The 12,073-nt window shown below is 53.7% G+C and carries 8 protein-coding genes; 1 reads left to right on the top strand and 7 read right to left on the bottom strand.

The window, feature by feature from the left end; translation table 11 throughout:
* Nucleotides 1-88 precede the first annotated feature (88 nt).
* From A8O25_RS17540 to A8O25_RS17510, 7 genes are all read right to left on the bottom strand, one after another.
* Nucleotides 89-568, bottom strand: a complete 480-nt coding sequence (locus tag A8O25_RS17540; RefSeq protein ID WP_153042813.1) for a hypothetical protein — start codon at nucleotides 566-568, stop codon at nucleotides 89-91.
* Between the two features lie 270 nt (nucleotides 569-838).
* Nucleotides 839-4,009 (bottom strand): efflux RND transporter permease subunit, encoded by a 3,171-nt coding sequence (locus A8O25_RS17535; RefSeq protein ID WP_066837554.1) that lies wholly within the window; start codon nucleotides 4,007-4,009, stop codon nucleotides 839-841.
* Nucleotides 4,010-4,045: 36 nt separating this feature from the next.
* Nucleotides 4,046-5,191 (bottom strand): efflux RND transporter periplasmic adaptor subunit, encoded by a 1,146-nt coding sequence (locus tag A8O25_RS17530; protein WP_066837551.1) that lies wholly within the window; start codon nucleotides 5,189-5,191, stop codon nucleotides 4,046-4,048.
* 34 nt (nucleotides 5,192-5,225) lie between these two features.
* Nucleotides 5,226-6,563, bottom strand: coding sequence for a TolC family protein (locus A8O25_RS17525; protein ID WP_066837548.1), 1,338 nt, complete (start codon nucleotides 6,561-6,563; stop codon nucleotides 5,226-5,228).
* A gap of 32 nt (nucleotides 6,564-6,595) precedes the next feature.
* Nucleotides 6,596-7,168, bottom strand: coding sequence for a TetR/AcrR family transcriptional regulator (locus tag A8O25_RS17520; protein WP_066837545.1), 573 nt, complete (start codon nucleotides 7,166-7,168; stop codon nucleotides 6,596-6,598).
* Between the two features lie 254 nt (nucleotides 7,169-7,422).
* Nucleotides 7,423-8,004, bottom strand: a complete 582-nt coding sequence (locus A8O25_RS17515) for an HPP family protein (protein WP_066837563.1) — start codon at nucleotides 8,002-8,004, stop codon at nucleotides 7,423-7,425.
* A 198-nt stretch (nucleotides 8,005-8,202) separates the two neighbouring features.
* Entirely contained in the window at nucleotides 8,203-9,186 is a 984-nt protein-coding gene (locus A8O25_RS17510; protein WP_066837542.1) for a YpdA family putative bacillithiol disulfide reductase, read from the bottom strand.
* A 498-nt stretch (nucleotides 9,187-9,684) separates the two neighbouring features.
* On the opposite strand from A8O25_RS17510, the gene A8O25_RS17505 reads away from it, so the two are divergent.
* Entirely contained in the window at nucleotides 9,685-11,892 is a 2,208-nt protein-coding gene (locus A8O25_RS17505) for an FUSC family membrane protein (RefSeq protein ID WP_066837540.1), read from the top strand.
* Nucleotides 11,893-12,073 lie beyond the last annotated feature (181 nt).

Genomic DNA, 12,073 nt, shown 5'->3' with positions numbered 1-12,073 from the left:
TAAACCTCCCTTTGGGTTTGGGTTGATTTAAATGAAAACAGCACAAACAGGGGGAAAGGTAAAAAAAAAGGCTGTATTTAAGCAACGGCTACTGTGGCCTCTGGTCTTGCAAGCGCTCCAGCAGGTACAGGATCACCAGTGCCAACAGGTTTACCGAGACAAAGGAAAGGCCTGTGCCCGCATTAAAACTGAAGCTGAAGGAAGACAGTGAAAACCGGAACTTGAAAAGCCAGCTTTCCAGAAAGTCAATGCCCACCCCAATCTTTACCCCCGCCACATAATTGTACGCCACCCCCGCTATCCCGAAGCTGAAGATCTGCAGTATCTGATTGGCCAGGGACAGGTTAAACGCCAGCCGGGTTCCTTTTAGGAGCAGAAAGCCACAGACAATAGAGAAGAAATAGAGGATTGCCGCCACCGCTATTCCCACCCAGGTAGAAGAAGAAGGATTCTGCAGCTGCGGTAGCAACTTCAGGAACAGGCCCAGTCCAATAAAACCCCCAATGAGTTGGTAAAGGGCAATGCCGGTGAGCAGCGGGCGCTTTTTTAAGGTTGGTGTAGCATTCATAAGGTTCATTGATAAGGAAAGTCAACGCAGTGTGGGGCAGGCTGCCAATGAAGTTGCTGATCACAGAAGCAGGGCTCTCTCGGTTTCTGTTTTCGGCCTGTTTTTACAAAAGTAGCTCAAAAACACAGGCGGGCTGATAAACGGGTTGGTAAGAAAAAGCCCTGGCTCCCAGAGCCAAGGCTTTAGTAAAACACGCACTACTATACATAGAGCGGGTGGTTCCTGTTTTGGGGCTGTTTTCTGAAAAACAGCCCCAAAACAGGAATGGGGTTAATTATGGTCAAAGTCAATGCCTTTGTGACGCTCCCGCAGTTCGGCCAGGCCTTTCTTGCCGTAGGCCAGGCGCGTAATCACCACGTAAAGAACTGGCACAATGAAGATAGCCAGAAACGTAGCGGCCAGCATACCGCCAATTACCACCCAGCCAATGGTCTGGCGGGACACGGCCCCCGCCCCAGAGGCCAGCACCAGCGGCACCACCCCCAAGATAAAGGCCATTGAGGTCATGATGATGGGCCGTAGACGAAGTTTCACCGCCTCAATGGTGGCTTCTATCAGTTCCATGCCGCGGTCTACGCGTTCCTTGGCAAACTCCACAATCAGGATGGCATTCTTGGCCGCCAGACCAATCAGGGTGATCATACCAATCTGGGCATACACGTTGTTGTCCAGTTTAGGCAGGAAAGTCAACGCCAGAATGGCCCCAAACATACCCAACGGAATGGCAAACAGGATGGAGAACGGCACTGACCAGCTTTCATACAGGGCGGCCAGCAACAGCAACACCAGCACAATGGAAAGGGCGAAGATGTAGATGGTGCTGTTTCCGGCGGCTAGCTCCTCGCGGCTGAGGCCAGAGAAGTCATACCCGTAGCCTGCTGGCAACACCTGCTGGGCCACTTCCTCTAACGCCTGCAGGGCCTGCCCGCTACTGTAGCCCGGCGCGGCGCTGCCTGAAATCTCAACCGACCTAAACAGGTTGTAGTGTGAAATCACCGCCGGGTTCTCTACCACCTTACTAGACACCACCGCACTCAGCGGCACTGATTCTCCGGTGCGGTTCAAAACGTAGTATTGGCCCAGGTCTTTGATGTCCATGCGGTACGCGGTGTCTGCCTGCGCTACCACGCGGTAGTTACGGCCGTAACGGGTGAAGTCATTGATGTACCGGCTTCCCATGTACGAGGACATGGTGGCAAAGACATCAGTGAGGTTCAGACCCAGCTTTTTCACCTTCTCGCGGTCCACCTCAACGTGGTAACCGGGGGTGCGGGTGTTGAAGAAGCTGTAGGCCATGGCAATTTCAGGCCGTTGGTTGGCCGCGCCCAGGAACTGGCCCATCACGCGCTCCATCTCCTTGATGTCACCCGCGGTGCGCTGCTCCAGCATGAAACTGAAACCTCCTGACTGGCCCAGACCCGGAATAGCCGGCGGCGCCACCACAATAATGTTCGCTTCCTTGATCGCTGAGAAACGCTGGTTAAGCTCACCAATCACACCCTGCAGGCGCATAGATTCCTCCTGGCGCTGGTCCCACGGGTGCATCTGAATGAAGAACGTACCGCTGTTAGACTTGAACGAGAAGTTAATGGCGTTCAGACCCGAGATGGAAGTAGCGTTTTTAATGGCTTTCACTTCGCCAATGATGCCTGCCATCTGCTCCAGAATCGCCTGCGTTCTGTTAGCCGAGGAGCCTTCTGGCAACTCCACCGAGATAAAGAGACGTCCCTCATCTTCGGTAGGGATGAAGCCGGTTGGCTTCTTGGCGAACAAGCCCACCGTACCCACATACAAGCACACCAGCAGAATCAACGCCAGCGGGGCCGCCTTGATGCTCTTGCGCACCCCCACCGAATAAGACTCAGTGGTACGGGCGAACCAGTTGTTGAACTTGTAGAAGAACTTGTTCAAGCCCCGTGATTCACGGTTCACGTTCATAGGGCGCAGCATGAGCGAGCAAAGTGCCGGGGTCAGGGTCAAGGCCACAAAGGCCGAAATCAATACCGAAATAGCGATGGTGATAGCGAACTGCTGGTACAGACGACCCACAATACCCGGAATAAAACCTACCGGAATGAACACCGCCGCCAGAATCAAGGCAATGGCAATTACCGGTGCCGTAATGTCTTTCATGGCCCGGCGCGTAGCCTCCCTTGGCGAAAGCCGCTCATGGTCAATATAGTGCTGCACGGCCTCTACCACCACAATGGCGTCATCTACCACAATACCAATGGCCAACACAAACCCGAACAACGTGAGCGTATTAATGGTAAAGCCCAGCGGAATGAAGAAGATGAACGTACCAATGATAGATACCGGAATAGCCAGGATAGGCACCAGCGTGGCACGCCAGCTCTGCAGGAACAGGAACACCACAATAATTACCAGCACCAGCGCCTCTAACAAGGTATGTACCACCTCATTAATAGACACCTCTACCACCGTTACTGACTCAAACGACACAATGTAGTCCACATCTGCCGGGAAAGTTTTCTTCATCTCCGCCAGGGTGGCGTAGATTCCTTCTGCGGTTTCAACGGCGTTAGAGCCCGGGGCCTGGTAAATCAGCATCATGGCGGCCGGGTTCCCGTTAATGGTAGATTGGCGGCCGTAGTCAAACTGCCCAAACTCCACGCGGGCCACGTCTCTCAGGTACACCAAAGAGCCGTCTTCCGGATTGGTACGGATGATGATGTTCTCAAACTCCTCCTGGGTAGCCAAACGTCCGCTTACCGTGATGGGGTACTGGAACGCCTGGGTGCTGTACTGCGGGCGGGCACCTACTGTACCGGCGGCCACCTGCATGTTCTGCTCCTGAATGGAGGCCACCACCTGGTTTGGGCTCAGGTTGTACTGGGCCATTTTGTCTGGCTGCAGCCACAGACGCATACTGAAATCCTGCCCAATGGCGGTCACGTCACCCACGCCTTTTACGCGCAGCAAGGCGTCTTTCACGTAGATGTTGGTGTAGTTGTCCAGGTACTGGATGTCATGGCTTTTCTTGGGCGAATAAATACCCACCACCATCAGGATACTCGGGTTCCGCTTACGCACGGTCACCCCTAAACGGCGCACCTCTTCAGGCAGGCTGGGTTCAGCCACGCTGGCGCGGTTCTGCACGTCCAGGGTGGCAATGTTAATGTCAGTACCCACCTCAAAAGTCACGGTCATGTTCATTTGGCCGGTACTGGTGTTGGTAGAGGTGAGGTAGGCCATGCCCGGCGTACCGTTGATCTGGGTCTCAATGGGGGTAGCCACCGTCTGCTCTACCGTCTGGGCATCTGCCCCCGTATAGTTCGCTGATACAGATACCGTAGGCGGCGAAATGTCTGGGTACTGCGTGACGGGCAAGTTCATCATGGCCAGCGTTCCCACCAACACTATCACTATGGAAATGACAATGGAGGTGACGGGCCGTCTTATAAATACATCAGATATCATGTCTCTTCTGAAAAAGCTACTGTAAACGATTGTTGATTATCTGGCCCCGGCCGGAGCCCCAGCACCAGGTGCCGCAGGGGCTCCCACTTGGATCTTGGCCCCCTGGCGGAGCTTCTGAATGCCTTCCACTACAATGGTCTGTCCGGCTTCTAAGCCTTCACGGGCCACAATCTTGTCCTGGAAGCGGGTACCCAGCTGAATGTTCTGCTGGACCACAGAATCTCCCTGCACCCGGTACACAAAGTATTCGCCTAACTGCTCAGTCACCGCTTTGAAAGGAAGGGTGATTTGCTGGCCTATATCCTGGTTCAGCACGTTGACGGTTACCGTCATGCCGGCTACCAGCTGCCGGTTGGGGTTAGGGAAACTCACCCGCACGGTGATGGTACCGGTTTGCAGACCCACCGCCCGGTCAATGGCGCTTAATTTACCGGTATGAGCATATCGGCTGCCGTCTGCCAGGGTGAGCGTGAACAGCGAATCTGGCTGCTTGCCCTGCTGCAACCGGTTAAAGCGAGGCAATTCCTGCTCATTGATCACAAAATCAACCCCCGTGGGGCCTTCAGACGAAATAGTGTTCAGCAAGGTCTGGCCCGGGCTCACCTGCGAGCCCACCCTAACCTGAGAAATGCCAATGGTGCCGGAGAAAGGCGCTGTAATAATAGAGTAGCCTAAATCTGTAGCGGCGCTGGCCACCTGGGCGCGGGCAACAGCTACCTGAGAGCGGGCGGTTTCCACATCAGCGCGGGCGTAATCTACCCGCTGGCGGGCAATGGCGTCTTGCTTGGCCAGGTTCTCATAGCGCTCCAGGTCTTTTTGTACCCGGTTCAGGTTGGCCTGGGCGCTGCGTACGTTGGCCTGTGCCTGGTTGTACGCCGCCTGGTATTTGGTACGGTCAATTTCATACAGCTTCTGACCCTTGGTCACGCGCTGACCGTCTTTTACAAATATCTGGCTGATGTAGCCGCTCACCTGCGGACGCAACTCCACTTCATTCAAGGGAACCACGGTGCCGGGATAGCTGTCAGTGCCTACTACGTGCTCCTGGGTAACGGTATAGGTGTTTACGGGTACCGGACCGCCCATCATAGGGCCTTGGGGGGCAGCGTCCTTTTTGCCGCAGGAAACCAGCAACGCCGCACACAAAGCAGCCGCCGCTAATGGGGAATAAGTTCTTTTCATTATAGGGAAGTGATTTTCAGTTCTATTCTGTTCATTAATCTACGGCAATGGTACCCAGGGCCCGTTGCACATCCAGCTTGCTGGAAAGCACACTGTACAGTGCGTTGTAATAATTAAGCTGCGCCGTTCTGAGGTCCGTTTCTGCTACAATCAAGTCCAGGTAGGTTTTGATGCCTTCATTGTACTGGAGCTTGATCACGTTGTAGACCTCTTCAGCCAGCTGCAGGTTGCTCTGGAGCGTGATCCAGTCATTGTAGTCACTCTTGTAGTTCGCCAGAGACGTTTGATACTCAGTGTTTATGCGGCGCTGCAGGTTTTGTAAGTCTAGGTCCAGCCGTGTCTCCCGCAGTTCAGAGATGCGCATGTTCTGCAGCCGTTGCCCCCCCTGAAAGATGGGGATGGCTACCTGCAGCCCCACCTGTGAGGTAGGGTACGCTTTGCTGTACAGATCAGAGAAGTTGTCACTGAAGAACAGCGGGTTGTAGTTGCCGTAGAGGGAGGCGTTTGGCAGAAACCCCCAGCGGTAGTAGCGGGTATTCAGCACCTGAATCTGGCGCTGGGTCTGCAGCTGCTGAAATTCCACCCGGTTGGCAAATGACACTTGCTGGGTGGTGTCTACCTGAATGTTCTGCTGCATCTGGTTGTAGTCATACGCCAGCTGAAGGTCAGACCCTACCGGTACACCCATCAACTCCTGCAACACCGCGGTGCGGGCTTTAATGTTCTCCTGGGCGCGCTTGCGGTCGGCACGGGTGCTGGCCAGGGTGATGCTGGCCCGCTGATAATCGGTTTTATCTACCAGACCTTGCTCATACTGGGCGCGGGCATCCCTGAACTGCTTTTCCAGCCTGATGATGTTCTCATCCAGAATGCGGAGCTGCTCCTGCGTTAGCAGTACATTGAAGAACGCCTTGCTGACATCCACCACGGTGTTAATCTTAGTGGCTTTGGTGTTCTGGTCCAGGACGGTTCTGGTAAAATTGGCGGCACGTGACGCCAGGAGCAAGTCATTGCTGTACAGGGTCTGGTTGGCCTGGAGCAGCACGTTAGAGGTGTAGTTGGTGCCAATGGGGCGGGCCACTCCCTCAAAAACCATTTGCTGCCGCTGAATATTGTGCGCCGCAGCAAACTGGGCGGTGATCTGCGGGAGCCAGCCAGACAGCTGCGCTTTTATCTGCCGCTCGCCAATCTCCTCGTCTAGCTGAGATTGCCGTACCTGGGCCTGGTTTTTTAGAGCATACTCTACGCACTGCTGGAGGGTGAGGGTGCCATTAACCGGCGGACTTTGGGTGCTTGTGTCTTGTGCCATTGCGCCTAGCGGGACCAGCAGGTACACTAGCAGCGCAGACACCAGAAGCGTTACTCTCTTCATGTGGGAATGTATTACAGGTAGTTAAGGGGGAATTAATTAAGTTTGATGCCGTCCCAGACCATTTGGGCCAGTTGCTGCAGCTCTTCTTCGCCCAGGGAGACTTGGCCGGCCAACTGGATTTTTGCAGCGGTGAGGGCGGTGCTGTGCATCATGATGCACATGAGGCGCTGATTCATAGGCTTGAGATATTTTTGTTCAATGCCGCGTTCAATAAACTGGAGTACTTCTTTCTGGAAACGCTCATTCTGTTCCCGGGAGCAACGGTTGTTATACGGTGAATTCACAAATTGCTCCATAAAGCAAAGGGCGTCAGGGTTTTCTATGTAAAATTGACAGCGGCTCATCCAGTTGCTGAAAAAGAGCGTTTTATAGTCCATGTCTTCCCGGCTGTTCTCGCGCATGGCGTCTAACACCCGGTACTGGGTATAGAGGTACAGCTCCATAATGAGCGTATCTTTGCTGTCAAAGTAATGGTAAATGGTACCAGCCGCCACTCCCGCTTTTTTAGCTACCTGGCTCATGGGGGTTCCATGAAAGCCGTTCTCTTTCACAAGTTTGAGCGTACTCTCCAGAATAGCCTTTTTCTTCTCTGCAATCTTCTCCAACTTCTTCTCCGTTATTGTCTATTGAACGTTCATTCGGTCGCGCAAAGAAACGGTGTAACCGGTGGAGAAAACAATTTAATTTTTCAGGAAATAGACAGGAAGCGTTTTTCTGTTAGTTAAGTGCTTGAAAAAAAGAATTTTACAGATAATGTGAGATCTGGTTTCTTTGGAGAAACCTTCTAATATCCCACAGAAACTTGTGATCCTTAGTTTTTTGCAGGGAAGTGGGGTTTACTCGGTAGTGAAGAAGGGGGTTAGCGGTATTTTCTTTTCCAGAACTGGTACCAGTTTCTGTTGGCGGGATACCTGCGGTGGGCGGTGGCATTGTTCACCACCAGCGCCACCAAAAGTAAGATCAGCACCCCGGAGAGCACCGGCGAAAGAATAAAGAAATAGCCCAGGGCGTGTACTTTGGCAGAACCAATGTTGGCAATCAAGGCCGTAGCGCCACCCGGCGGGTGCATGGTTTTGGTAATCTGCATGACCACAATTGACAAAGACACGGCGAGTGCCGAAGAAAGCCAGGCCACCTCCGGGAGCAGGTGGTAAACAGACACGCCCACCAAAGCACTCAAAACGTGGCCGCCAATCAAATTGCGGGGCTGGGCCAGAGGGCTGTTGATCAACCCGAACAGGAGTACCGCGGTCGCCCCAAAGGAGCCAATCAGAAACAGGTTGTCGCTGGAAGGCAGAAACTGGCTGTTCAGCAGGCCAATCAACCCAATGCCTGCAAAGGAGCCCAGGAAAGTCCAGAAATGTTCCCTGTGGTCAATGAGGGTTTCTTTGTAAAAGATGACGCGGGCAATTCTATACTGTTTCCTGAGTCTTTTTCTCATGGCGTAAAAAGCGGGCAAGAGCAAAAGGATTAAACTATAAAACCGTACTGCATGAGGTGGTACGGCCACAAAGAAAAGAAAATTGTGGCTCTGGTGTTATTTTGACTTCCCATTCAGGCAGTACCGGGGCGCTTCTCCGGGTTATGAAAATTCTGTTTTCGGGCTACTTTTTGAAAAACAGGCCGAAAACAGGAAAAATCAAAGAGCAGGACGCTGGGCCAGAATGTGGGAGATGATTTTTGCGGCGTGGTCGCGGGAGTTTTCAATGAACCACAGGTGTGTGTCCATGCCGCCGCAGACTACGCCCGCCAGGTACAACCCGGGCTGGTTCGTTTCCATGGTCTCAGGGTTGTGTTGCGGGTACAGCTTGTCATCTGGAGACAGTTCTACGCCAAACCGCCGGAGTAAATCAAAATTAGGTTTGTAGCCGGTGAGCGCCAGCACAAAATCATTGGCCAGGGTCACAGGGCCGTTTGGGGTGTTTATTTCCACCTCGCCCGGCCTAATGGCCGTGAGGGTGGAATTGAAGTACGCTTTGATGCTGCCCTCCTGTATGCGGTTTTCAATGTCTGGTTTCACCCAGTATTTTACCCGCCTCCCAATCTGCGGCCCCCGCACCACCATGGTGACGTCGGCGCCTTTGCGGTAGGTTTCCAGGGCGGCGTCTACGCTGGAGTTGCTGGCGCCCACCACCACCACTTTCTGCAGCGCGTAGTAATGCGGGTCTTTGTAGTAGTGGGTCACGTGGGGCAGGTCTTCGCCGGGGATGTTCATGAGCGCGGGTAAATCATAAAAACCGGTGGAGACAATGACCTTGCGGGCGCGGTAGGTGCCTTTGGCTGTTTCCACCAGAAACCTGTCTGCCTCTTGCTGTACGCTCATCACCTCCTCAAAGAGCCGCACGTTCAGGGTGAACTTGCCCGTGACGCGGCGGTAGTACTCCAGCGCCTCATTGCGGCGGGGCTTGGGGTTGTCTGAGATGAAGGGCACGCCGCCAATCTCCAGTTTCTCTGAGGTAGAGAAAAAAGTCATGGTCACCGGATAATTGTACAGCGAGTTCACCAGGGCCCCTTTATCAATGATCACGTAAGAGAGCCCTGCTTTCTGCGCCTCAATGCCGCACGAAAGCCCTATGGGCCCCGCGCCAATCACCACTATATCATATTCAGATGTGTTCCGCATGCGGCAAAGGTAAACAATGCGTGAAAGAGTGAATGCTGGAAGAATAAAGAAGGTTGTACGGTACTTGCTGTTTTTGGCTTACTTTCTGGAAAACAAACCGAAAACAGGAGCAGGGATTGAACTGTGTTCTTGAGTCAATCTCTGCATGCTGTTTTTCCGTTAAGAGGACATGATTGAAAAGACGTTTTCGTGCTGATTTCCGGAAAACAGGCCATAAACGCATTTTCAAAGCATCGGCGTAGCCGGATAAATTAAAAACATTTTAATCTGATTGTTCTTCTGAAAGCAACCTGCGGACGAACTCAGCTTTTTTGGAGTATGGGTGTTACCGTTCGCTGCCAGGGTTCTTTTAGAATGACAGAAAAGAGAAGATATGCCAAAGTTGTTTGCCCTGTTTTCAATCTTGTTAAGCCTAATGCATACCTTCCAGAGCACATTACCCAATTGGCAAATTAAAAAATCACTCCTTCACCCATTCACTCCTTCACTCCTTAAAAAATGAACAAAGTCCGGGAACTACAGTCTTTCTTTTACGGTCAGAATTTTGCCGATGGCATTAGGGTGACCATTGGGGTGCTGCTGCCGGCGCTGCTGTTCTCTTACATGGGGCAGCTGTTGACGGGGATCACCGTCTCCCTGGGGGCGGTGGGGGCCAGCCTGGCTGATTCGCCGGGGCCGGTGGTGCACAAGCGCAATGGCATGCTGGTGGCCATTCTGCTGTGTACGGTGGTGGCAATGGTGACCGGGTTTGCGCAGCGGCACGTGGTCACCATGGGGCTGGAGATTGGGGTGTTCTGCTTTCTGTTCTCCATGCTGCTGGTGTACGGCATGCGGGCGTCCCTTATTGGGCTGGGTGCCCTGCTGGTTATGATTTTGAGCATGCACCGGCCCCTCACCAACGTGCAGGTGTTCCAGTACGCGGGTCTGGTGCTAACCGGCGGTGTCTGGTATTTGCTGTTGAGCCTGTTGTCTCACCAGATGATGCCTTACCGGCCGGCCCAGCAGGCGCTGGGCGAAAGCGTGCGGGAGGTGGCCAAATACCTGCGCATCAAAGCCTCTTTTTACCGGTCGCCAACAGACATGGAGCCGGAGTACCGCAGGTTGGTGGCGCAGCAGGTGCTGGTGAGTGAGAAGCAGGTTGCCGCGCGCGAGGTGCTTTTCAAAAGTAGGCAGATGGTGCAGGAGTCAACAGACACGGGTAGAACGCTGGTGATGATCTTTGTAGACCTGGTGGATCTGTATGAGCAGATCACTTCTATTCACTATGACTATGCGTCCATTAATGAGAAGTTTGCGGGCACGGGTGTTCTGAGAGACATTTCTGAGATCATTGAGCGCCTGGCAGATGAGCTGGACCGCATTGGGCTGGCGCTGCAAGCCAACTACCAGCCGGGCACGCCGCTGAACGTACTGCCGCAGCTGGAAAGCCTGAAGCAGAAGATAGAGGCAATAGATGTGCAGGAGCCTACCGCCCACACGCTGGTGCTCAAGAAGATACTGGTGAACATTAGAGGCATTGTGCAGCGGCTCACAGATATCAGGTCTTATTTCAACACGGAGGCGGCGCAGGAGGCGTACCAGAACCGGGAGCTCCAGTTTTCGCTGTTTGTGACCCGCCAGAATTTTTCGCCCCGGCTGCTGTGGAGCAACATGGGCCTGTCTTCTTCTGTGTTTCGGTTCTCGCTGCGCATGGCGCTGGTGGCCGTGGTCGCCTTTGCCCTTACCCGGCTGTTCCCGTACGGGGAGCACAGCTACTGGGTGTTGCTCACGGTGGTCTTCATCCTGAAACCTGCCTTCAGTTTGACCAAGCAGCGAAACGTGCAGCGTATCATTGGCACCGTGCTGGGGGGCGCCATTGGGTTGCTCATTCTGTACCTGTTTAAAAATGAGACCATCCAGTTTGTGTTCATGGTCCTGTTCATGACCGGTTTTTACACGGTGCAGCGCATGAACTACGTGCTCAGCGTTACCCTCGTGACGCCGTTCATGCTCATCCTGTTCAGCTTTCTGGGGGGCGGCGGACTGGCCATTGTGGAGGAGCGCCTGGTAGACACCGTGGCGGGCTGCGCCATTGCTTTTGCCGCCACCTACCTGATTCTGCCCAACTGGGAGTCAAAACAGGTGGGGACGTTCCTGCAAAACGCGTTAAAGGCCAACCTGAACTATCTGCAGGTGCTGGCGGGGCTGCTGGCAGGAAACGCCGTGTCAAATGTGCAATACAAGCTGGCCCGCAAGGAAGTCAACGTGAAGTCGGCAGACCTGTCGGCGGCGTTTCAGCGCATGGCCGCAGAGCCAAAGAGCAAGCAGCTGCACAGCCGGGAGATTTACCAGCTGGTGGTGCTCAACCATGTGCTGTCGTCTTACATTGCCACGGTCATTTCCGGCAAGATCAACGCCCAGCCCTGCCTGTACCCAGAGGCCATCCAGAAGAATGTGCGCCGGTCGCTGCATTTGCTCACAGAGGCTATCAGGCACTTAGACCCCGCGTTCCAGCTTCATGAGGCCGCCCACAGCTCCGGGGAGCCTTCTACTGACCCGCCGGCAACCCTTTCTGCAGATGACAGGCTGCTGGCAGAGCAGTTAGAGTTCATCAGAAAAGTGGCGGCAGACATCCATAAATACACATCGCCATGGCCGAACCCGGGGAGGGGAAAGAGTAGGAGGGTTGGCTGCTGGTTTCAGAAAACAAAGCCCTTTAGGCGGTAGCTCCCATTGCAGGGCAGGTAAACTGCTGTAAACCAGAAGGCATTGACAGCAGGGGCAGATGGCCGGTTTGGGCCTGATTTCAAAAAAACAGGCCAGAAACAGAGAATTTGTTTGGAGCGGAAAGCTGATTTCTTTATCTATGTAGGTACATTAAATGTTTTAACGGTAAATCAACCCGAAG

The organism is Rufibacter ruber (assembly GCF_001647275.1).
In the GTDB taxonomy this organism is placed as follows: domain Bacteria; phylum Bacteroidota; class Bacteroidia; order Cytophagales; family Hymenobacteraceae; genus Nibribacter; species Nibribacter ruber_C.
This window is presented reverse-complemented; position numbering and strand designations above follow the sequence as displayed.

Bases quoted from the DNA above. Each gene is read 5' to 3' on its own strand.
- A8O25_RS17505 (WP_066837540.1), top strand. From the start codon at position 9,685: ATGAACAAAGTCCGGGAACTACAGTCTTTCTTTTACGGTCAGAATTTT.
- A8O25_RS17515 (WP_066837563.1), bottom strand. From the start codon at position 8,004: ATGAGAAAAAGACTCAGGAAACAGTATAGAATTGCCCGCGTCATCTTT.
- A8O25_RS17525 (WP_066837548.1), bottom strand. From the start codon at position 6,563: ATGAAGAGAGTAACGCTTCTGGTGTCTGCGCTGCTAGTGTACCTGCTG.
- A8O25_RS17530 (WP_066837551.1), bottom strand. From the start codon at position 5,191: ATGAAAAGAACTTATTCCCCATTAGCGGCGGCTGCTTTGTGTGCGGCG.
- A8O25_RS17540 (WP_153042813.1), bottom strand. From the start codon at position 568: ATGAATGCTACACCAACCTTAAAAAAGCGCCCGCTGCTCACCGGCATT.
- A8O25_RS17510 (WP_066837542.1), bottom strand. From the start codon at position 9,186: ATGCGGAACACATCTGAATATGATATAGTGGTGATTGGCGCGGGGCCC.
- A8O25_RS17535 (WP_066837554.1), bottom strand. From the start codon at position 4,009: ATGATATCTGATGTATTTATAAGACGGCCCGTCACCTCCATTGTCATT.